A 22,374-nucleotide genomic window follows, 5' to 3' on the forward strand; every position below is an offset into this window, starting at 1 on the left:
TCAGGAGGAAACGTATATGGCATTTTTCAACAGCGCAGTAACCGTTCTTCAGACTCTCGTTATCGCTCTCGGCGCAGGTCTCGGCATCTGGGGTGCAATCAACCTGCTTGAAGGCTACGGCAACGACAACCCCGGCGCAAAGTCTCAGGGTATGAAGCAGCTCATGGCTGGCGGCGGTGTCGCTCTCATCGGAACCACCCTTGTACCCCTGCTTTCCGGTCTCTTTGGTTAATCCGTAAAAAAGGAGGTAATCGCCTTTGGACAGCATACTCCAACAGATAACAGACTGGCTGAAAGAAATGCTCGTTTCAGCCATCATGGGAAATCTGTCGGGGATGTTTGAGTCCGTCAACAACCAGGTTGGCGAGATAGCAACCTCCGTTGGCATGACCCCGGCGAATTTCTCGCCGGGTGTCTTTGCCATGGTACGCAACATCTCCGAGTCAGTGATTATCCCGATAGCAGGCTTGATACTGACATTTATCGCCTGTTACGAGCTGATTCAAATGATTATCGACCACAACAATCTGGCGAATTTTGAGACATGGATTTTTTTCAAGTGGGTGTTCAAGACCTTCGTTGCGGTCGTGTTAATCACAAACACATTCAATATCACAATGGCTGTGTTTGATGTGGCACAGCACGTGATCAATGCCAGCGCCGGTATCATTGCGGGAGACACCGCCATAGATGCGGCGGCGCTTGAAACAATGGAAGATACGCTGATGGCAATGGATCTCGGTCCGCTATTAGGGCTGTTCCTGCAATCCCTGATTGTTCAGGTCACAATGTCGGCATTGGCAATCGTGATCTTCGTTATTGTTTACGGACGAATGATTGAGATTTATCTCATGGTCAGCCTTGCTCCGATTCCTTTTGCTACCTTCGGGAACAGAGAACAGAGCAGCGTTGGACAGAACTATCTGAGGTCACTCTTTGCAATCGGGTTCCAGGGTTTCCTGATTATGATCTGTGTCGGTATCTATGCGGTTCTGGTGCAGTCGGTCGCTTTCAGTGAGGACATTATCGCTTCAATCTGGGGTGTCATGGGATACACGGTTCTTTTGTGCTTCACCCTGTTCAAGACCGGTTCTCTTGCAAAGGGCGTGTTCTCTGCCCACTAAAGGAAGGAGGTTTTCAGTGGCAGCATATATCCCCGTACCCCGTGACCTGACGAGGGTAAAAACAAAGGTGTTCTTCAATCTGACAAAACGACAGCTGATCTGTTTCGGCTCTGCGGCACTCATTGGGGTGCCGATTTTCTTTTTGGTCAAAGGAACAGGAAATGTAAGCCTTGCGGCACTGACCATGATGATTGTCATGCTTCCCCTGTTCTTTCTGGCTATGTACGAAAAGGACGGTCAGCCGCTGGAAGTCATTGCAGGACATTTCATTCAGGCAAAATTTATTCGTCCCAAGGTTCGACCTTATCAGACGAACAACTATTACGACGCTCTGGTGCGTCAATATCAACTTGAAAAGGAGGTTGAGCGAATTGTTTTTCAAGAAGAAACCGCAGGCAAGGGAAATAAAAATGCCTGCAAATCTGAATCGAAAGCAGCAGAGAGAAATTAAGGCTGTTGTAGAACGGGCAAAGAAAGACAATGGGATTCCCCAGACCGCCCAGCAGTCCATTCCCTTTCAGAGAATGTTCCCGGACGGTATCTGCCGGGTCACAGACAGCTACTACACCAAAACCATTCAGTTTCAGGACATCAACTATCAGCTGGCACAGCAGGAGGATAAAACCGCCATTTTCGATGAGTGGTGCAGTTTCCTGAATTTCTTCGACAGCTCTGTTCAGTTTGAGCTGTCCTTTATGAACATGAGTACCGATGCGGAGAGCTTTGAAAAGAGCATCCGTATCCCGTTCCGAAAGGACAACTTCAATGCTTCCCGTGCCGAGTACAGTCAGATCCTGAAAAAGCAGCTTTCTCAGGGCAATAACGGTCTGACCAAGACCAAGTATCTGACCTTCGGCATCGAAGCAGAGTCCATGCGTCAGGCAAAACCGAGATTGAACCATATCGAGAATGACCTGCTCAACAACTTCCGCCGTTTGGGTGTGATGGCATCCACGATGAACGGCAAGGAACGGCTTCGTCTGATGCACTCCATGTTCCACATGGGTGACAATGATAAGTTCTTCTTTGACTGGAAGTATCTTGTGGAATCCGGTCTGTCCGTAAAGGACTTTATTGCGCCGACAGCGTTTGCCTTTCAGAACAGCCGTACCTTCCAGATGGGCAGCATCTACGGTTCGATGTCCTATCTGCAAATTATCGCTTCTGACCTTTCCGACCGTATGCTGGCTGACTTTCTGGATATGGAATCCAGCCAGATCGTGACCATGCACATCCAGTCGGTAGACCAGACGGCGGCAATCAAGACCATCAAGCGAACCATCACGGAGCTTGACCGTTCCAAGATTGAGGAACAGAAAAAGGCTGTCCGTTCCGGTTATGACATGGACATCATTCCCTCTGACCTTGCCACCTACGGCAAAGATGCAAAAGCACTTCTGAAAGAATTGCAGAGCCAGAACGAGCGGATGTTCATGCTGACCTTTCTTGTGATGAACACCGGCCGCACCGAACAGGAGTTGGAAAACAATGTGTTCCAGGCACAGAGTATCGCCCAGAAGCACAACTGCAATCTGCGCCGACTGGATTTCCAGCAGGAACAAGGCTTGATGAGCAGTCTGCCGCTGGCACAGAATCTGATTGAGATTCGTCGTGGCCTGACTACCAGTTCCACGGCTATTTTTGTGCCGTTCACCACACAGGAGCTGTTCCAGAATGGTGCCGAAAGCCTGTATTACGGTCTGAATGCCTTATCCAACAACCTGATTATGGTGGACAGAAAGAAACTGAAAAATCCCAATGGGCTTATCCTTGGTACGCCTGGTTCCGGTAAATCCTTCTCCGCAAAGCGTGAGATTACCAATGCGTTCCTCGTGACGGATGATGACATTATCATCTGCGACCCGGAAGCAGAATATGCGGCGCTGGTTCACAAGTTTGAAGGTCAGGTAATCAAGATCAGTTCTTCCAGTACCAACTATATCAATCCCATGGACATCAATATCAACTACTCTGAGGATGATAACCCTGTTGCCCTGAAAGCAGACTTCATTCTTTCCCTCTGCGAGTTGATCATGGGAAGTAAGGACGGCTTGCAGCCCATTGAAAAGACAGTTATTGACCGTTGTGTGCATCAGATTTACCAGAGATATTTTGACAATCCGGTTCCTGAAAATATGCCTGTCCTTGAGGACTTGTATAACGCACTTCTCAAACAGGACGAGAAAGAAGCCCATCATGTGGCGACTGCACTGGAAATCTATGTGAAGGGTTCTTTGAAGCTGTTCAACAATCGAACCAATGTGGACATCAATAACCGCCTGGTCTGCTATGACATCAAGGAGCTTGGCAATCAGCTGAAGAAAATCGGTATGCTGATTGTTCAGGATCAGGTTTGGGGTCGTGTGACAGCCAACCGAAGTGCCGGTAAATCCACCAGATACTACATTGACGAGTTCCATCTGCTTTTGAAGGAGGAGCAGACAGCAACCTATTCCGTAGAAATCTGGAAGCGATTCCGTAAATGGGGCGGCCTGCCCACCGGCATCACCCAGAATGTCAAAGACCTGCTTCGTTCCCCGGAGATTGCCAATATCCTCGAAAATTCCGACTTCATTTATATGCTGAATCAGGCAAGCGAGGACAGAGGGATTCTGGCGAAGCGTCTGAATATCTCTCCCCACCAGCTGTCCTATGTGACCAATTCCGGCGAGGGCGAAGGGCTTCTGTTTTATGGCAATGTGATCCTGCCGTTCATTGACCGGTTCCCGACCGATACGGAACTCTACCGCATTATGACCACGAAGCTGAATGAGGTGGTGGCAACAAAGGAGGCGTAAGGCATGGCGAAGAAACCGACACGACTCCGCTTCACCGAAGATGACCTTGCGGATTCTCAGGTGAAGAAAGCTGCTGACCGTGCGGATAAAGCGGCTGACAAAGCAGAAAAAGCGGTAGATAAGCTGGCTTCCAAAAAGAAGGCAACCAAGCTGCGTCAGGAAACGGATGCCGCCGGTTCCCGGAAGGCAAAGCTCCGTTTCGGCAAGGCGGACAACAGCGTGGCTACGGATCGCCCATCTTCGGCAAAACAGCTTGCTACCCGTGGTACGGCTGTGACCCTCACATCCAAGGTGCATCGGGCGGTATCGGAGTATGAAGATGATAATGTCGGTGTTCAGTCCGCACAGGAAACGACAAAGGCAGTGGAATCCACTGCCTACACCGTCGATCACGCCATCTACAGCCACAAACTGAAAGCCCATGATAAGGCCGATAAGTTGGTGCAAAAGTCAGACAAAGCCAATGTGGATGCCCTTTATGAAAAGTTCAAGAAGGATAATCCCAATGCAGGTTCCAACCCGTTTTCCCGCTGGCAGCAGAAACAGGCAATCAAGAAAGAATATGCAGCTGCCAAAGCCGGTAACAGTACGGCAAAGACAACAGCTGCCAAGGGTGCGGAAAAAGCAGCCCAGGGAGCCAAGACAATCACAGAAAGAGCCACGGAGTTTTGCACCACGCACTCCAAAGTCATTCTGCTTGTTCTGGCGGCGGGACTGCTTTTTATGCTTATTTGCAGTATGTTCTCGTCCTGCACTGCCATGTTTCAGGGAGGGACGCAGGTGATTCTGGGGACTTCCTTTACTGCCGAGGACGAGGACATCATCGGGGCAGACAATGATTATAAGGCGATGGAAGCTGCCCTGAGAAATCAGATCAACAACATCGAGCGCACTCACAGCGGTTACGATGAATACCGTTATGACCTTGATGAGATCAACCACAATCCCTATGAGCTGGCGGCATATCTGACTGTGAAGTTTGAGGATTACGCCCGTGAAGAAGTGCAAAGCACTCTGCGGTGGCTGTTCGATCAGCAGTATGAGTTAATTTTGACAGAAGAAGTGGAAATCCGAACCCGTACAGAGACCCGTACCGGCACCTCGACATCCACAGACCCGGAAACCGGCGAGACCACGACGGAGGAATACGAGTACGAAGTTGAGGTTGAGTATGAGTATTATATCCTGAATGTGAAGCTGGTAAACAAGGGATTGAACCGTGTGATCGGAAGCTCCGGTCTGACAGAGGATGAATTGGAGCGATACCGTGTACTCCTCCAGACAAGCGGGAACCGCCCGGACATCTTCGGGGACGACATTTATGCAGTCACCGGCGAATACACCGACTATGATATTCCGGGCGAAGCTCTGACGGATACCCGCTTTGCCAACATGATCCGGGAAGCTGAGAAGTATCTGGGATACCCGTATGTCTGGGGTGGAAGCAGTCCCTCCACTTCCTTTGACTGCTCCGGTTTTGTTTCGTGGGTCATCAATAACTGCGGCAATGGCTGGAGCGTTGGCAGATTGACCGCAAACGGTTTGATGGGTGTATGTGATATTATCCCTCGAAGCTCTGCAAGGCCGGGAGACCTCATCTTCTTCCAAGACACCTATGATACCTCCGGTGCATCGCATGTTGGTATTTATGTCGGCAATGGGATGATGATTCACTGTGGAAACCCGATCTCTTATGCTTCGATTGAAACAAGTTACTGGCAACAGCATTTTTACTGCTTCGGCAGAATCCAAAATTAAGGAGGACATTCTATTGGGTGCCAAATTAGACAGAATCGGTGCAGACCTTGAGAAAGCCCGCAGGAAACGGGCTGAATGGGATGCCAGAGTAAAAGACCTGGAACGCAGATACCGTGAGGAGGAAAACTCCGAAATCCATGAAATGGTTCACGCTGCGAACCTGACCCCTGACCAGCTTTCTGAGCTGCTCCGTATGTTTGCTGCGGATATGGCTCCGAAGCCTGAGACAATCAACGCTATGAACGAGGAGGAGATGCAGAATGAAGATTAAAAGACTGTGTGCCGCTTTTCTGGCGGCTGTGCTTTGCATGAGCGTGTTTTCGACAACCGCTTTCGCCTATACGGATGAGACAGCGGCTTCCAGTATCGAAACCGTGGAAACTGCCCCTGCGGAAACCACGGTTCAGACTGCGGAAGAGCTTCCTTACAGCGTATCCGTAGATGAAGATGGTACTGTGGTATTTTCTTTCAACGGCGAGGACTGGAAGTATGATGCCGGGAAAACCGAGGACGATGGCATGGGAACCGGCAAGGTGGTCACGAACGGTTCCCGGCTAAATGTGCGTACCGGTGCAGGCATGGATTATGAGATCATCGACCAGCTTCGTCCCGGCGAGGAAGTAAAGGTGATCGGGACCGAGGGAGACTGGTATGAAATCACCGTTCCCGAAAAGCATGGCTATGTACACGGTGACTATCTGGAGCTGATTGAGGAAGCCGAGCAGAACAGCGAAATGGATATGGCACTGCTTATGATGTTCATGAATATGTTCATGCAGAATATGGACACCGGGGCGGATGCCAGCGAATCTGCCCTCACTCCCGATGGCAACCTGACACTGGTTGATGATGTCGGCTCGCCTGACAAAACCGGCAAACAATTCATTACTGCGGTCACAAAGAACGGCAATTACTTTTATATCATCATCGACCGTGACGATGAAGGAAACGAGACCGTTCACTTCTTGAATCAGGTGGACGAAGCCGACCTTTTGATGCTGATGAGCGAGGAAGAAGCTGCCAAGTATACCGAACCTGTGGTTGGAACCACTCCAGAACCGACCGAGACGGAACCGGAGCCTGAGGTCACAGAGCCTGCGCCTGAGGAGAAGCCTAAGACGAATATGATTCCGGCTATCCTTGCTCTGCTTGCCCTTGCTGGCGGCGGTGGTTTCTTCGCCTTTAAGAAGTTACAGGAAAAGAAGAAAGAAAAAGAAGCTGCGAAGCCTGACCCTGATGCGGACTATGTAGACGATGATGAGGACTACGGCTACAGCGAGGAATTTGAGGACGACGATGATGTTGACTTTGCCACTGATGAGGAGGACAACGAACCGGTATAATCCGTAACAGGCATGATGCCTGGGGCAATCTTCGGATTGCCTTTACATAGCTCTTTTATTTGGGTTTGATATTGGGAGACAAACCGCTATAATAAAAGAAAGCATAGAATAATATGAGGTGCAAAGTCATGGAAAGGATAGAAAATGTAAAAAAGAAACATCATTTTGTTTTTCAAGCTTACTTATCAAAGTGGAAAGAAAACAATGCAGTATGGGTGCTGAGAGATAGAAAGAAGCTATTTCCGACTGGAACTGAAGCCATTGCCTTCAAAAATTCATTTTATACAATCAACAGCTTAAATTTAGACGAAAAAAAGCTATTGGATTGTTATTTGCAAACTATGAGTCCAGTTGTTCGTGGGCAGATGGAGTTTTTCATTGAGACTTATCTTCTCCCGATTGAAAATCAAAAAATTCTTGATGTAATGAAACAGGCTGCGATAAAGCGATTTGGAACGGAAAATAATATTCCTGATGATTTGCATCATGAAATCTCTAAGTGCGAACAGATTATCCGTGTTCAAAAGAATAACAATATGGAAGATTTTTATTGTGATATAGAGGGTGAATTAGTTCAGTATTTCAGAATAATAGATGAGCAGGGAATAGGATTCTACTATAATCTGGATAGAAATGACCGGTTCAACTTTTTGAGTGATATATGTATCCAGTATTTCAGAACATTGCCATTAAAAGAGCGCTGGATGAAGCAGTTTGGGGATTCAATCAAAAAACTCGATTTTGCAAAAGTCGGAATTGACTTAAGTAAGGTGAATTTAGAAAACCTGTCGATATTTTTCTTTTGGCATATTCAAACATCGTTGGCATATTCGTTGATGAGCAAAGAGACTACGATTGCACTGCTTAATAACAATACAGCAATCCCGTTTATCACATCGGATCAACCTATTATTAACCTCAAATGTGATTACGATAATGATTTAGCTGAGACAACTGAGCTGACATTTTTTTATCCTATATCACCTACAAAAGCACTGGTGATAAACGGAGATAATACAGAGAGACAGATTGATGTTTCGGAGGAAGCTGTAAGAGAATACAATTCTGCAATAGCCAGATCATCAAGTCATTTGATAATCGGAAACGAGAAAGAAATACTGAGACAATACATTAAATAAGTTTCATACATAGCAGTCATGCACTACGGTGTGTGGCTGCTTATTTTTTTGGAAAGGAGCAGATGCGAATGAAATTAGTATTGGCTGAGAAACCCTCAGTCGCCCAGAGTATCGCAAAGGTGCTTGGGGCAAACAAGCGTGAAGATGGCTACCTTGAAGGAAACGGCTATGTGGTCAGCTGGTGTGTCGGTCATCTGGTGGAGCTGGCACAACCCGAAGCCTACGATGTAAAATACAGCAAATGGGCGTATGCTGACCTGCCGATCTTCCCGGCGGACTGGCGGTATGAGGTTTCTTCCGGAACCAAGAAGCAGTTCGGTATCCTGAAAAAACTCATGGCCAGAGATGATGTCGCCAGCCTTGTGTGTGCGACAGATGCCGGTCGTGAGGGCGAACTGATCTTCCGACTGGTGTACCATAAAGCCGGGTGCAGAAAGCCCTTTGAGCGGCTTTGGATTTCTTCCATGGAAGATTCCGCTATCCGGGAGGGCTTTGAAAATCTCAGGTCTGGAACTGAATATGATGCTTTGTATGAAGCAGCCCTGTGTCGAGAGCGAGCTGACTGGATTGTTGGCATTAATGCTACTCGACTTTTTTCGACCCTTTATGGGCAGACCCTGAATGTTGGTCGAGTCATGACTCCCACCCTTGCAATGGCAGTCATGCGTGAAGCTGCCATTGCCGCTTTCAAACCGGAACCCTTCTATACGGTTCAGATTGGACTGGATGGGTTTACGGCAGCAAGCGAACGCTTCAAAAAGAAGTCGGATGCCGAAGCTGTCAGCAAAGATTGTTCTATTGCTGCGGTCACAAAGGCGGAACGCAAGGAGAAAAATGAAAAGCCACCTTCGCTTTACGATCTGACCAGTTTACAGAGAGATGCCAACCGTGTGTTTGGCTATACGGCACAGCAGACCTTGGATTACACCCAGAACCTCTATGAAAAGAAGCTGGTCACTTATCCTCGTACCGACAGCAGATACCTGACAGACGATATGGCACACAATCTGCCAGACCTCGTAAATATGGCTTTCCACACATTCCCCGCCCCAGGTGTGGATAAAGTACCTGTACATGCGGAGCAGGTTGTGGATAACAAAAAGGTCACAGACCACCATGCCATTATCCCTACCAGAGAATTGCAGAAATGCAATCTGAATGAGTTGCCCAAGGGCGAGCTTGCAATTTTGCAGTTGATTTCCACCCGCCTTTTCGTGGCTGTGGGAGATCCGCACCGATACGCAGAGACAGTCATTGAACTGGACTGCGGCGGCACAGCGTTCTCTGCCAAGGGAAAAACCATCCTGCATAATGGCTGGAAAGCACTTGCCAGAAAAAGTGGTTCGACAAAATCTGACGAAAAGGAACAGGTGCTCTCTTCCGTTTCCGTTGGCGATGAAATGGCTGTCATCAGCACGGAGATTAAGGAGGGAAAAACCTCTCCTCCGAAGCACTACACCGAAGATACGCTCCTGCAGAGCATGGAAACTGCCGGGGCGGACGAGATGCCCGATGAGGTGGAACGCAAAGGTCTGGGAACCCCTGCAACCCGTGCCGGTATCATCGAAAAACTGGTGCGTATCGGTTTCCTGGAACGGAAAGGCGATAAGAAAACTAAGCATCTGATTCCGACCCACAAGGGTACGGCTCTGGTAACAGTCATGCCCGAACAGATTCAGTCCCCGTCTATGACAGCGGATTGGGAGGAAAAGCTGTTGCTCATCGAGAAAGGCGAATACGCCAGCGAGGATTTTATGGATGAGATCAAAGATGTGATTGCCGGTCTGATTCGGAATTACGAGGTCATTCAGGACTCTGAAGTTCTGATGTCAAAGGAAAGCAATGCCGTGGGGAAATGCCCTGTCTGCGGCAGTTCTGTGGAAGAAAAGGCGAAAGCATTTTTCTGTTCCAACCGAAGCTGCAAGTTTGCCCTCTGGAAGAACAACCGCTACTTCGAGAGTATCGGCAAGAGCATGACCAGTGCCACGGCACAGAAACTGCTTGGCTCTGGGAAAATCAACCTGAAAGGCTGTAAATCAGCTAAGACCGGAAACACCTTTGATGCCACGGTCTATATGGAGGTATTCGAGGACGGAAAGACCAGGTTTAACATGGAATTTGATAACGGAGGAAAACGCAAATGAGGAATGAGTATAACCCGGACGGCAAGGACATCCGATTTATTGACAGCCACTATAAGGACTTGTTCCGTATTCCGGACGGTGGCTGTGTCCAGATTCACTATCCCGATGAAACTGTCGTGAAACCCTGCAAATTCATCGACGAGTACCATACCCAGGTTGGTTACAATGTGTTCCACATCTGCCAGTTCGCAGAAATCATGGAGCGCAACGGCGCAACCTATATGGCAGAGCCTGAAATCATGGGTGATGAAGCCGCATGGAAGGTCGGTCGGGACAGAATCCTGGCGGTGCAGACCTGTGAGGATGGCTACGATTACACTCTGTTGGATGAGAACTACAACGAGATAGATGGCGGTCAGCTGGATAACCCGGATTTAACTATGATCGAAGCCAGAAAAGAAATTCTGGAATCCTTTGGCCTGGAACGCAGGGAGCTTCGTGCCATGGTCTATGAAGATGTGATGGAACAGGCTTTTGAGGTTGGCAGGCAGGCGGTTGTGGTAGATTCCCCTGCAAGGAAAGAATCTGTTATGGAGAAATTGGCGCAGGCTACGGAAAAAATCGCCCCTGCAACGCCCTCGCATAAGTACAAGGAACCGCAACGATAAGGAGGTCGCCTATGAAAATTGAAAAATGGGATGATGTTCATGGAAATACCACTTCCGATGACAGAATGGTAGCGTTTCTGGAAAGCTCTACGGACTCTTACGCAGTCCTTCAGCTGAAACACATTGATGAGACCGACGAGTTTCGTTTTATGCCCTATTGGCACATTCAGAAGCTGGAAAATCAGCCGACCATTGACCATTATGAGGTGGTTTACAATGGTCCGATTGAGCAGTCCGCCGGTGCTGCCGAGCAGCTGGAAGCTCTTTATACCAGGTTCAATATTGACCACCCGGAGGACTTCCGTGGTCACAGTATGTCGGTCAGCGACATCGTGGCGCTCAAGGTCGCCGGTGAAGTATCCTGTTATTACGTTGATGCCTTCGGTTTCGTGGAGCTTCAGGACTTTATGAAACCCGAAAACTATCTGAAAAATGCAGAGATGGCTATGGAGGACGATTATGGGATGTTGGATGGCATCATTAACAACGGGAAGGCTCCCGCTGCGGAAGATCGACCTTCCGTGTTGGAACAGCTGAAAGAAATGTCGGTTTTCGATACACCCCACAAACCACCCAGAAGCCACCCGGAAAGGGATATGGAATGATGAATTTCACACAAGATGAACGGAACTTGATGATGCTTTACAGCCCTGGCACAAAGTCGGGGCTGTGCGAAGCACTCATACAGATGAAGGAGCAGCTTTCCGAGGAGGAAGCCGAGCTTAGTGCCCTGGCTGATTCTGTTCTCAATAAGTTGTCCGGTATGGATGATGAGACTTTTGATAGGCTGAATCTTTATCCTGATTTTTAAGGATTGGAGGGAAATGATGAACGCAAAAGAGCGATTTTATTCCGGGTTGGCAAGAGAGACCATCGGAAAAATCACATCGAACAAGGATAACTGGACTTCCTTTCTGGTAACGATGTCCCGAAACTATGAGTTCACTTATCCGGAACAGGTGATGATTTATGCCCAGCGCCCCAATGCCACCTTCTGTAAGCCTTATGACGAGTGGAACGACGAGAAGTACCGCAGATATGTCAGACGAGGTTCCACCGGCATCGCACTGTTTGTGACCAACAGGGATAAGCCCTATCTGCGGTATGTATTCGATGTGGCTGATACTGGTGTCCGCCGTTCATCCCCTGAACTGAAACCGTGGGAAGTCACAGAGGAAAACCGTGCGTATGTGATGGAAGCTATGGAGCGTTCCTTTGGCGTTGCCGCAGATGGACTGTTGGAGGCGCAGCTGGAGGAGATTGCGCTGTCTCTTTCTGCGGAGTATTGGGAGGATTACAAGAAGCCGATCCTCGACATCGTTGCCAATAGCTTCCTTGAGGAGTATGATGAACTTAACATCGAAGTGGCTTTCAAGAGAGCGGTTGCAAACAGCGTATCCTATGCGATGTACTGCCGACTGGTTGAGAACCCTGATAACTACTTCGAGCATGAGGACTTCCTGAATGTCTTTGATTTTAACACCCGCCAGACGGTAAACACCCTCGGCACGGCAGTCAATGCAATCAGTTCACGGATGTTTCAGGAGATCGAGAAAGCGATTGGTGAATACGAGCAGAACAGAGCTGCTGAAAGGAGCGCAGATTATGAGCGAAATGACTTACAGACAGGCCGGGGATTACAGAATCCCGAACATCAGGTTGGAGAACAAGGAAACAAGACCTTTGGGCAAATATGGCAGGATGCGCAGAGCGTTTCTGGAGCAGAACAATCCGATGCTCCTGAACGACATGATTCTGACGGAGAGCCTGTTCCCCCACCTGTGGGAGATCGAGGAGACGGCGAAAGCCAGAGTGGAACTTCTGATGAACCAGTATCTGAAGAACAACCCGGCACCGGAGAAAGAGACGGATCAGCTGGGCTGGGCAAGACACATGAGCAGCCTGAAAGCGCAGGCGGAGGAAATCGTGATGACGGAGCTTATCAACAGCTGACCCTGAACCTTTTCCTCACAGAAGAACAGCAAATCCGATTTATCGACGAAGCAGAGAGCCGAAAGCCCTCTGCTTTTTCTTTTTCTCAGGAAGAAATCGACCATTTTCTCCTGCTTGGCAGTAATACCGATGATGCAAGGAAAATCGTAGTGCTGGACTATATGAAGCAGAAGCCGGTGGAAGAAATCGCACAGACCTTGAAGCAGGTCTACCATGGTGGTTTTGGTCTGAAGGAGGACAGCGGCAATATTTCCGCATGGTATTCCGGGGACGGCATTCACCTTGCCAAAGGTTCCTCTGCCATTGACAGCCCCAGGGCGCAGATCATCCCATGGGAGGATGTCGCAAAGCGGATTGGAGAGTTGCTGGAAAACGGTCAGTACGCTACCAATGTGGAACTGGTGGAAGCTCCCGGCTTTGAGCGTGAAAAGATGGCTCAGTCCATTTGGTATCTTTACCATGACCTATCCGATGAAGCAAAGGCAATGGGATTCTTCCCCTCTTTGTCGGAAATCCGCAGCAATGGTTTTCCGGAAGAAACCGCATGGCTGGCAGAACAGCTCAAACAGCCTGAGTTTTTAGCGGCAATGAAAGAGGAGTATCGTGGGTTTATGATTGCCCATGATGCTGACCGTTCTCTGCTTCGCTTTCATTATCACAAGCTGGATGGCATTGAAAAGCGGTTGAATGAACTGGATGCCCCTGTCAGGGAATATCAGAGCGATATGATGCAGATGCCCCTTGTCCGTCAGTTCATTACCGATGATGAGGTCAATGCAGACCTGACCCGTGGCAGCGGCTTCGCCGGTGGAAAGCGCCGTATCTATGAATATTGGCAGGAAAATCATTCTGTTAAGGACAAAGCCGAGTTTCTGAAGCATGAATACGGCACCGGCGGTCATTCCCATGCCTGTTCCGGTGCAACCCACAGCGGTCAGGATCACGATGCCAAGGGCGTTCGCTACACCAAAAGCGGCTGCGATAAGGTGCAGATGTCCTGGACACAGGTGGCACAGAGAATTGATGCTCTGATGAAAAAAGGTCGCTTTCTTACCCCTGAGGAGGAAGCCGAGCGGCAGGCAATCGAAGATGCCAAAACAAATCCTCTGGAAGATGTCTATGAGCGTTTTGCTGTGGTCGATACCGAGGATGGCGAGTATGCCATCTGGGACGAACAGACCGGAACCTACTATGTAGACCATGAGGGCGTTACGGAATACTTCGACGATGAGTGGCTTGCCAATGACTACCTGGAGGAAGTCCGTCAGACTGTGGCGGCGATGGAAGCAGTACAGCCCGAAGAATCCGCAGATAATATCGCAGAGCCGGTTGAGGAAACACCGGTGTGGAATTATCAGGTTGGAGATACGGTCTATCTGGACGACACCGCTTTTCTTGTGGAGCAGATCACCGACCGGGAAGTGCAGCTGAGAGACCCCTCTCTGCTTTATCCGATCTTCCGTGCAGAAAGCCGTGAGAATTTCGAGCGTTTGCTTTCTCAGGACGAAAGAAACCATGCAGTAAGGGGTGATGCCTATACCGAAAAAAACTCCGTTACAGGGGAAAATCAGGGCGAAATCCGCACCGAAACAGCACAGCCGGAACGTCGTTATCTGGTTGCCGCTTATCATCACTTTGAAAACGGCTTTGATGATAAACTGGATTACTACACTCTGGAGGAAGCCGAAAAAGCTGCCCAGGGCTATGTAGACGGAACTATGGAGGATGACGGGTTCAAGTATGACGGTGCTGCCGTTTACGATCAGCAGGAGCATAAGTGCATCCGTATCTATGGTGACTATCCTGATGAAAAGGCACAGGCACAGGTATATGGCATTGCCGAACCGGTACAGCAGGAACACTTCATTGACCACTTCTATGTAGCAGAGGACATCCAGAAGCGTGGTGCGCTGGACATTAAGGAATACAGTTCCTTTGAAGATGCCCTGAGAGCCTATCACGCCCTCCCTTCCACCCAGGCAAAGGCTCTGGGTGCAATGAATACCGGGCGACCGTTACCGGGCAGTCTTGACCTCATTCATTGCAGGGACGGTCAGGACACCATCGTTCGGGACTATACCAAGGTGGACGGCTGGCAGAATCCTGAGGTCATCGACATCATCGCTCAGATTGAGCAGTCCATTACGACCAGAGAAGTTCCACCCGTTCCTGCGGTGAACTTCCACATCACAGATGACCACATCGATGAAGGTGGACCGAAACAGAAATTTGTAAGAAATATGGAAGCCATCAAGACCCTGTTCCAGCTGGAGAGCGAGAACCGAAACGCTACTCCCGAAGAACAGGAGATCTTGTCGAACTATGTCGGCTGGGGCGGTCTGGCAGATGCCTTTGACCCTGATAAGGGAAATTGGGCGCAGGAGTACACCACGCTGAAAAATCTGCTGTCCGAGGATGAATATGCTGCGGCAAGGGCTTCCACCCTGAATGCCCACTATACCAGTCCTACGGTCATTCGCTCCATCTACGATGCAGTCGGCCAGATGGGCTTTGAGACCGGCAACATTCTGGAACCTGCCATGGGTATCGGTAACTTCTTCGGTATGCTGCCCCCTGAGATGCAGAGCAGCCGTCTGTATGGTGTGGAGCTGGATTCCATCACCGGAAGAATCGCTCAGAAGCTCTATCCCAACGCAGAAATCAAAGTCGCCGGTTTTGAAACGACAGACCGCAGAGACTTCTACGATCTGGCTGTGGGCAATGTACCTTTCGGTAACTACAAGGTATCCGATAAGCCTTATGATAAGTTGGGATTCTCCATCCACAACTATTTCTTTGCCAAAGCTCTGGATCAGGTTCGTCCTGGCGGCGTGGTCGCTTTTGTAACAAGCCGTTATACCATGGATTCCAAGAACTCGGATGCAAGGCGGTATCTGGCACAGAGGGCGGAACTGCTTGGTGCCATTCGTCTGCCAAACGATGCCTTTAAGAAAAATGCCGGTACGGAAGTCGTGTCCGACATCATCTTCCTGCAAAAGCGTGACCATCCGATTGACATCGTTCCTGATTGGGTGCATCTGAACCGCACTGAAGAAGGACACACCATGAACAGCTACTTTGTCGATCACCCGGAAATGGTTCTGGGCGACACGGTTCTGGAAAGTACCCCTTACGGCAAGGATGATATTACCGTCCGTCCGATTCCGGGTGCGGAGCTGTCCGATCTTCTGAAAGAGGCGGTTTCCCACATTCAGGGAACCTATCAGGCCGTGGAGCTGCCGGTTGAAAACAGCAAGGGCAAGGAAGCGGAAACCATTCCAGCTACTCCAGATGTAAAGAACTATTCCTATGCCGTAGTGGACGGCGAAGTGTACTTCCGTGAAAACTCCATCATGCGCCATGTGGAGCTGAACGAGAAAGCAAAAGACCGTGTGAAAGGCATGGTGGAACTCCGTGGTATCGTCAATGAGCTGATCGAATATCAGCTGGAGGATTACCCGGATGAGATGATTTCTCAGAAGCAGGCAGAACTGAATGATGCCTACGATGCGTTTACCGCAAAGAACGGTCTCATCAACAACCGTGCAAATGGGCAGGCTTTCTCTGATGATTCCTCCTATTACCTTCTGTGTTCTCTGGAAAATGTGGATGAGGACGGCAACTTAAAGAGCAAGGCGGATATGTTCACCAAGAGAACGATCAAGCCGGAACGCAAAGTGACCAGCGTGGATACCCCATCGGAGGCTCTGGCAATCTCTATTGGTGAGCGTGGTAAAGTTGATCTTCCTTTCATGGCACAGCTTTTGGGAACCCAGGAGGATTACGAAGCCATTCAAACGGAACTGCGTGGGGTGATCTTCAAAGACCCGATGGCACCTGATGATGTGGAAGCTGGTTGGCAGACTGCGGACGAATACCTTTCTGGTGATGTGAGAAGCAAGCTGCGTATCGCACAGATGGCGGCGAACCGTGATTCCGCTTTCAATATCAATGTGGAGGCACTGCAAAAGGCACAGCCGAAGGATTTGGATGCGTCTGAGATTGATGTCCGTCTGGGTGCCACATGGATTGATGCAGACTATATTCAGCAGTTCATGGAGGAAACCTTTGAGACCCCATACTACCTGCGCCGTTCCATTGAGGTGAAATTCTCCGAAATGACCGCAGAGTGGCGTATCAATGGGAAAAGCTCTCCCAGCTACAATGATGTGGCGGCATATGTGACCTACGGTACTGACCGTGCCAATGCCTATCGGATTCTGGAAGAAACACTGAACCTGAAAGACATTCGTATCTATGACACCATCGAAGATGCGGACGGAAAGCAGAAGCGTGTCCTGAATAAAAAGGAAACCACTCTGGCACAGCAGAAACAGCAGGCAATCAAGGATGCGTTTCAGGATTGGGTTTGGAAAGACCCTCGCCGCCGGGAAGCACTGGTTACGAAGTACAATGAGCTTTTTAACTCCACCAGGCCCCGTGAGTATGATGGCAGCCATATCCGCTTCGGCGGTATGAACCCGGACATTACCCTCCGTGAACATCAGAGAAACGCTATCGCTCATGTGCTTTATGGTGGAAATACCCTGCTCGCACACGAAGTTGGTGCGGGCAAAACCTTTGAAATGGCAGCGTCAGCGATGGAGAGCAAACGACTTGGCCTGAGTCAGAAGTCCATGTTTGTGGTTCCGAACCACCTCACCTTGCAGTGGGCAAATGAGTTCCTCCACCTCTATCCGAGCGCCAAGCTCCTTGTTGCCACGAAGAAAGATTTTGAAACCGCAAACCGAAAGAAGTTCTGCGCTCGTATTGCAACCGGCGACTATGATGCCGTTATCATCGGTCACAGCCAGTTTGAGAAGATTCCGCTGTCTGCCGAGCGGCAGGAACGGCAGTTGCAGGAACAGATTGATGAGATCGAGGGTGCAATCGCAGAACTGAAATATCAGCGTGGCGAGAATTTTACCATCAAGCAGATGGAGAAAACCAGAAAATCTCTGGAAGCCAGACTGGATAAACTTCTTGCCGCCGACAGAAAGGATGATGTCATCACATTTGAACAGTTGGGTGTTGACCGGCTGTTCGTGGACGAGAGCCATGCGTTCAAAAACCTGTTCCTCTACACAAAAATGAGGAACGTGGCAGGTCTCTCCACCTCCGAAGCCCAGAAATCTTCGGATATGTTTATGAAATGCCGCTATATGGACGAGATCACCGGCGGTCGTGGCGTTATCTTCGCCACCGGCACTCCGGTCAGCAACTCCATGACTGAGCTTTACACGGTCATGCGCTATCTCCAGTACGGTACGCTCCAGAAGAAAAATCTGACTCATTTCGATTCCTGGGCATCCACCTTTGGCGAGACAACGACGGCCATTGAGCTGGCTCCTGAAGGAACCGGCTATCGTGCCAGAACCCGATTCGCCAAGTTCTTCAACCTTCCTGAACTGATGAATATGTTCAAGGAAGTAGCCGACATCAAGACCTCAGACCAGCTGCATCTTCCGGTTCCCGAAGCGAAATTTGAGACGATTGTGGTGCAGCCCTCTGAGTATCAGAAGGATATGGTTGCTTCCCTTTCCGAAAGAGCTGCGGATGTTCATGCCGGTATGATTGACCCGTCTGTGGACAATATGCTCAAGATTACCAGCGATGGACGGAAGCTGGGACTGGATCAGCGGCTGATGAACCCACTGTTGCCGGATGACCCGAACAGCAAGCTCAATGCCTGTGTGGGAAATGTCCTCCGTATCTGGCAGAAAGGTCAGGCAGACAAGCTGACACAGTTATTGTTCTGCGACCTTTCGACACCAAAAAACGATGGCACCTTCAATGTCTATGACGACATCAAAACCAAGCTGATGGCAAACGGTGTACCTGCCGAGGAAGTTGCCTTTATCCACGATGCGGATACTGAAGCAAAAAAGAAAGAACTCTTTGCCAAGGTTCGTACCGGACAGGTGCGTGTGCTGCTTGGCAGCACACAGAAAATGGGCGCAGGAACCAATGTGCAGGACAAACTGGTGGCGGTTCATCATCTGGATGTGGGCTGGCGTCCGTCCGATATGACCCAGAGAAACGGTCGTATCATCCGTCAGGGCAATCAGAATAAAGAGGTTCAGGTCTATCAGTATGTGACTGAGGGAACATTCGACGCATATCTGTATCAGACCCTGGAGAATAAGCAGAAATTTATCTCTCAGATCATGACCTCCAAATCTCCGGTTCGTTCCTGTGACGATGTGGATGAGCAGGCACTCTCCTATGCGGAGATCAAAGCACTGTGCGCCGGTAATCCGCTCATCAAGGAAAAGATGGACTTGGATATTGATGTAGCAAGGCTGAAAGTGCTGAAAGCTGACCACCAGAGCCAGCAGTACCGCATGGAGGATAAGCTCCTGAAATACTTCCCGGCTGAGATTGAAAAGCAGGCAGGCTATATCCATGGCTTTGAAGCGGACATCAAGACCGTGGAGGCACATCCGCAGATCTCCGAGGGATTCTGTGGTATGGAAATCATGGGCAGACATTATGCGGAAAAAGCCGATGCCGGTGAAATCATTCTTGCCGCCTGCAAGGAGACAAAAAGTGCTGATCCGGTTCCGTTGGGCAGCTACCGAGGTTTCCGGATGGAGCTTTCCTATGACAGCTTCCGAAGTGAGTTTGACATCGTTCTGAAAGGGGCTATGAGCCACCGTGTAGCACTTGGCACGGATGCCAGGGGAAATATCACCCGACTGGATAACGCACTTTCTGGCATTCCTGAGCGGTTGGAAAGAGCCAATGAACAACTGACCAATCTCTACAATCAGCAGGAAGCGGCAAAAGCAGAACTTGGAAAACCATTCCCCCAGGAAGCGGAACTTGTGGCAAAAAGTCAGCGGCTTGCGGAGCTGGATGCGGCACTCAATATGGAGGACACGGTGGAAAGCCGTGCTGAAAAAGGAGAAGCGGAACGCCCCTCTGTTCTGGCTGATCTGAAATCTAAGTCCGAGCATATCCCGCCGGCAAAACGCTCTGAGGGCTACGAGGAGGTGTTGTAATGGCAAAGCGAGACCAGGATGTTCATTTCCTGGCATCCAAGGAGGAGGTCGAGCGAATCCATCAGAAGATGGACGAGCTTGGTATCCGCAGTATGGGGGCATATCTGAGAAAAATGGCTCTGGACGGCTACTGTATCAATCTGGATTTGCAGGATGTGAAAGCACTGGTTTCGCTTCTGCGAATCTGTTCCAACAACCTGAATCAGTACGCAAAACGAGCCAATGAGACCGGCAACATCTATGAAGCCGACATTAAGGACTTGCAGGAACGTCTGGAAGAAATCTGGACGGACATGAAAGAAGTCCTTGTCAGGTTGTCCTCCATTCAGTAATCCGATAATTTGTCGGGAAGTCGCAGTTTTGACTGCGGCTTTACATAGGGAAAAACAACCGTGTTTAGCTGGTAGAATTATTCATATCCATGTGCTATAATCATGGCAAGTAGAGAACTTGATAGTTCGATCAATCGTTGTTTGGCAATTTGGTAAATCCCGATAAACTAATTTTATAGGGAACAGAAACTTTGAATTTTACGGTCAGTAAGGAATGAGTAAAGTTATATGATTGTATTATAAGCGATTTGTTAAATTCTTGTAACCACTTGTATTTGCCTGCGATTTATGGTATAATGTTTTGAAATTTAGAAAGAGGTGGAAAGATGATTAACTTTTCTTGCAAATAAAATCAAAATATGCGGTAGTGCTATACTTTGGCATTATTGTGTCTATTGCAAGAAAGTTATATGTCTATCTTACTCAATATAGTGCTGTTGCCACTTTTGCTTAGTGGTGTTATTATGCTATGACGAGCTGCAAGGATAAACTTTCTTGCGGCTCTTATTTTGTTTTGGAGGTGCTTTATGAATAGTGCAGAACAGATAGTTACACATGATTCACTCCGTATAGTGTCGGTTCCTTTTGGTGAAATCTATACGGAGTAAACATTCACCGAACCGACTTTGTATCGTATGACACGCAAAGGAGGATAATATTTATGTCAATGATTAAAATTGAAAACCTTACGTTTTCATATCCGACAAGTTATGATAATGTTTTTGAAAATGTCAGTTTCCAGGTTGATACCGATTGGAAGCTTGGTTTTGTGGGCAGAAACGGACGAGGTAAAACAACCTTTCTGAATCTTCTGCTTGGGAAATATGAGTATAGCGGAAAAATCCTATCATCCGTACAGTTTGATTATTTTCCTTATCCCGTTTCAGATAAGAATCGTATTACAGAGGATATATTGCAGGAGGTTTGCCCACTTGCGGAAGAATGGGAACTTATGCGAGAACTTTCTTATCTTGATGTTGATGTCGATGTGCTTTGGCGACCTTTTGAAACACTTTCCAACGGAGAGCAGACAAAGGTTTTGCTTGCCGCTCTTTTTCTTAATGAAGGGCATTTCCTACTGATTGATGAACCTACCAACCATTTGGATGCCAAAGCGAGAAAAAGTGTGGCGACATATCTGAAAAAGAAAAAGGGATTCATCTTAGTTTCTCACGATCGTCGCTTTCTTGACGATTGTGTTGACCATATTCTATCGATTAACCGAGCGAATATCGAAGTGCAAAGAGGAAACTTTTCATCATGGATGTCAAATTTTGAGCGACAGCAAGAATTTGAACTGGCTCAGAACGAACGTTTGCAAAAGGACATCAGACGATTACAGCAGTCGGCAAAACGCTCTGCAGTATGGTCTGAACGTGTAGAAGCTTCCAAAATTGGGGCAGCAGATAAAGGTTATGTCGGTCATAAAGCCGCCAAAATGATGAAGCGTTCAAAATCTATAGAAGCGAGACAACAACAGACAATCGAACAAAAATCAGCATTGCTGAAAAATATGGAAACCGCAGAAGCACTCAAGATACAACCGCTTAATTACCATACAGATTTGATTGCATCATTATCGAATGTAGTAGTTTGTTATGATGGCATTTCAGTTTGTGAACCCGTTTCGTTTGAAATAAGACAGGGAGAACGCATTGTGCTTGACGGGAAGAACGGCAGTGGCAAAAGTAGCCTATTAAAGTTGGTAGTCGGGCAGTCCATAGATTATACGGGTACAGTAACACTTGGCTCTGGGCTTGTAATTTCTTATGTGCCACAGGATACATCGTATTTATGTGGAACCCTTTCCGAGTTTGCAGAAGAAAACAACCTTGATGAAAGTCTGTTCAAGGCACTTCTTAGGAAAATGGACTTTGAGCGTGTACAGTTTGAAAAGGATATTAAAGACTTTTCTGGCGGGCAAAAGAAGAAAGTCCTAATTGCGAAAAGCCTTTGTGAAAAGGCACACTTGTATGTATGGGATGAACCGCTCAACTTTATTGATGTGTACTCACGTATGCAGATTGAACAGCTCATAACGGAGTTTGCCCCGACCATGCTCCTGGTAGAACATGATAATGTTTTTCGAGATACTGTGGCAAGTAATATTGTGAATATCTAAATTAATGTCTGCTGAATAATTGAAAAATCCTTGCAGTGCAAGCTGTTGA

The 22,374-nt window shown here is 48.5% G+C and carries 17 protein-coding genes; 16 read left to right on the forward strand and 1 reads right to left on the reverse strand.

What is annotated here, in order from left to right; genetic code table 11:
• Positions 1–16: 16 nt before the first annotated feature.
• The 12 genes from ACTNC6_RS12125 (at position 17) to ACTNC6_RS12180 (ending at position 11,725) form a co-directional block, all read left to right on the forward strand.
• A complete protein-coding gene (locus ACTNC6_RS12125) occupies positions 17–232 on the forward strand; it encodes a Maff2 family mobile element protein (protein ID WP_002576404.1) in 216 nt (71 codons plus the stop codon).
• 25 nt (positions 233–257) lie between these two features.
• The gene (locus tag ACTNC6_RS12130) at positions 258–1,124 is read left to right on the forward strand and encodes a VirB6/TrbL-like conjugal transfer protein, CD1112 family (protein ID WP_441044214.1); all 867 of its coding nucleotides are present in this window, start codon (positions 258–260) and stop codon (positions 1,122–1,124) included.
• A 16-nt stretch (positions 1,125–1,140) separates the two neighbouring features.
• On the forward strand, positions 1,141–1,575 hold the full coding sequence (locus ACTNC6_RS12135; RefSeq protein ID WP_168934192.1) for a PrgI family protein: 435 nt from the start codon (positions 1,141–1,143) through the stop codon (positions 1,573–1,575).
• Positions 1,535–3,922, forward strand: coding sequence for a VirB4-like conjugal transfer ATPase, CD1110 family (locus ACTNC6_RS12140; RefSeq protein WP_441044229.1), 2,388 nt, complete (start codon positions 1,535–1,537; stop codon positions 3,920–3,922). Before ACTNC6_RS12135 ends, ACTNC6_RS12140 begins: the two co-directional genes overlap by 41 nt.
• Positions 3,923–3,925: 3 nt before the next feature.
• On the forward strand, positions 3,926–5,680 hold the full coding sequence (locus tag ACTNC6_RS12145; protein WP_441044215.1) for a C40 family peptidase: 1,755 nt from the start codon (positions 3,926–3,928) through the stop codon (positions 5,678–5,680).
• 13 nt (positions 5,681–5,693) lie between these two features.
• Positions 5,694–5,951, forward strand: a complete 258-nt coding sequence (locus tag ACTNC6_RS12150; protein ID WP_168934190.1) for a DUF4315 family protein — start codon at positions 5,694–5,696, stop codon at positions 5,949–5,951.
• Complete coding sequence (locus ACTNC6_RS12155) at positions 5,941–7,023, forward strand: CD1107 family mobile element protein (RefSeq protein ID WP_441044216.1); 1,083 nt, start codon at positions 5,941–5,943, stop codon at positions 7,021–7,023. The genes ACTNC6_RS12150 and ACTNC6_RS12155 overlap by 11 nt, the downstream gene beginning before the upstream one ends.
• Positions 7,024–7,151: 128 nt before the next feature.
• Positions 7,152–8,162, forward strand: coding sequence for a DUF4238 domain-containing protein (locus tag ACTNC6_RS12160; RefSeq protein WP_441044217.1), 1,011 nt, complete (start codon positions 7,152–7,154; stop codon positions 8,160–8,162).
• Positions 8,163–8,230: 68 nt separating this feature from the next.
• Positions 8,231–10,306 carry a DNA topoisomerase 3 gene (locus tag ACTNC6_RS12165; RefSeq protein WP_441044218.1) on the forward strand — a complete coding sequence of 692 codons (2,076 nt, stop codon included), beginning with the start codon at positions 8,231–8,233 and terminating at the stop codon, positions 10,304–10,306.
• The gene (locus tag ACTNC6_RS12170; protein WP_441044219.1) at positions 10,303–10,914 is read left to right on the forward strand and encodes an LPD16 domain-containing protein; all 612 of its coding nucleotides are present in this window, start codon (positions 10,303–10,305) and stop codon (positions 10,912–10,914) included. The genes ACTNC6_RS12165 and ACTNC6_RS12170 overlap by 4 nt, the downstream gene beginning before the upstream one ends.
• Before the next feature lie 11 nt (positions 10,915–10,925).
• Positions 10,926–11,519, forward strand: a complete 594-nt coding sequence (locus ACTNC6_RS12175) for a YodL domain-containing protein (protein ID WP_173876994.1) — start codon at positions 10,926–10,928, stop codon at positions 11,517–11,519.
• Positions 11,516–11,725, forward strand: coding sequence for a transposon-transfer assisting family protein (locus ACTNC6_RS12180; protein ID WP_321041360.1), 210 nt, complete (start codon positions 11,516–11,518; stop codon positions 11,723–11,725). Before ACTNC6_RS12175 ends, ACTNC6_RS12180 begins: the two co-directional genes overlap by 4 nt.
• A gap of 328 nt (positions 11,726–12,053) precedes the next feature.
• Here the strand turns inward: ACTNC6_RS12180 and ACTNC6_RS12185 are convergent, their stop codons facing one another.
• Positions 12,054–12,365, reverse strand: a complete 312-nt coding sequence (locus ACTNC6_RS12185; protein WP_321041359.1) for a hypothetical protein — start codon at positions 12,363–12,365, stop codon at positions 12,054–12,056.
• Positions 12,366–12,528: 163 nt separating this feature from the next.
• Here ACTNC6_RS12185 and ACTNC6_RS12190 point away from each other — a divergent pair, with 163 nt between their 5' ends.
• The 4 genes from ACTNC6_RS12190 to ACTNC6_RS12205 all read left to right on the forward strand — a co-directional run bounded on the left by ACTNC6_RS12190 (position 12,529) and on the right by ACTNC6_RS12205 (position 22,325).
• On the forward strand, positions 12,529–12,867 hold the full coding sequence (locus ACTNC6_RS12190; protein ID WP_441044230.1) for a TnpV protein: 339 nt from the start codon (positions 12,529–12,531) through the stop codon (positions 12,865–12,867).
• 1,007 nt (positions 12,868–13,874) lie between these two features.
• Positions 13,875–19,871, forward strand: coding sequence for an SNF2-related protein (locus ACTNC6_RS12195; protein WP_441044231.1), 5,997 nt, complete (start codon positions 13,875–13,877; stop codon positions 19,869–19,871).
• Entirely contained in the window at positions 19,871–20,203 is a 333-nt protein-coding gene (locus ACTNC6_RS12200; RefSeq protein ID WP_441044220.1) for a plasmid mobilization protein, read from the forward strand. Before ACTNC6_RS12195 ends, ACTNC6_RS12200 begins: the two co-directional genes overlap by 1 nt.
• 661 nt (positions 20,204–20,864) lie before the next feature.
• Positions 20,865–22,325: an Lsa family ABC-F type ribosomal protection protein gene (locus tag ACTNC6_RS12205; RefSeq protein ID WP_441044221.1), complete on the forward strand. Its 1,461-nt coding sequence runs from the start codon at positions 20,865–20,867 to the stop codon at positions 22,323–22,325.
• The last annotated feature ends 49 nt before the right edge of the window (positions 22,326–22,374 follow it).

This window comes from Blautia sp. HCP3S3_C4 (assembly GCF_052064095.1).
Taxonomy (GTDB): Bacteria; Bacillota; Clostridia; order Lachnospirales; family Lachnospiraceae; genus Blautia_A.

Bases quoted from the DNA above. Each gene is read 5' to 3' on its own strand.
- ACTNC6_RS12125 (WP_002576404.1), top strand. From the start codon at position 17: ATGGCATTTTTCAACAGCGCAGTAACCGTTCTTCAGACTCTCGTTATC.
- ACTNC6_RS12140 (WP_441044229.1), top strand. From the start codon at position 1,535: ATGCCTGCAAATCTGAATCGAAAGCAGCAGAGAGAAATTAAGGCTGTT.
- ACTNC6_RS12145 (WP_441044215.1), top strand. From the start codon at position 3,926: ATGGCGAAGAAACCGACACGACTCCGCTTCACCGAAGATGACCTTGCG.
- ACTNC6_RS12155 (WP_441044216.1), top strand. From the start codon at position 5,941: ATGAAGATTAAAAGACTGTGTGCCGCTTTTCTGGCGGCTGTGCTTTGC.
- ACTNC6_RS12160 (WP_441044217.1), top strand. From the start codon at position 7,152: ATGGAAAGGATAGAAAATGTAAAAAAGAAACATCATTTTGTTTTTCAA.
- ACTNC6_RS12165 (WP_441044218.1), top strand. From the start codon at position 8,231: ATGAAATTAGTATTGGCTGAGAAACCCTCAGTCGCCCAGAGTATCGCA.
- ACTNC6_RS12170 (WP_441044219.1), top strand. From the start codon at position 10,303: ATGAGGAATGAGTATAACCCGGACGGCAAGGACATCCGATTTATTGAC.
- ACTNC6_RS12175 (WP_173876994.1), top strand. From the start codon at position 10,926: ATGAAAATTGAAAAATGGGATGATGTTCATGGAAATACCACTTCCGAT.
- ACTNC6_RS12180 (WP_321041360.1), top strand. From the start codon at position 11,516: ATGATGAATTTCACACAAGATGAACGGAACTTGATGATGCTTTACAGC.
- ACTNC6_RS12185 (WP_321041359.1), bottom strand. From the start codon at position 12,365: ATGCTCGAAGTAGTTATCAGGGTTCTCAACCAGTCGGCAGTACATCGC.
- ACTNC6_RS12190 (WP_441044230.1), top strand. From the start codon at position 12,529: ATGACTTACAGACAGGCCGGGGATTACAGAATCCCGAACATCAGGTTG.
- ACTNC6_RS12200 (WP_441044220.1), top strand. From the start codon at position 19,871: ATGGCAAAGCGAGACCAGGATGTTCATTTCCTGGCATCCAAGGAGGAG.
- ACTNC6_RS12205 (WP_441044221.1), top strand. From the start codon at position 20,865: ATGTCAATGATTAAAATTGAAAACCTTACGTTTTCATATCCGACAAGT.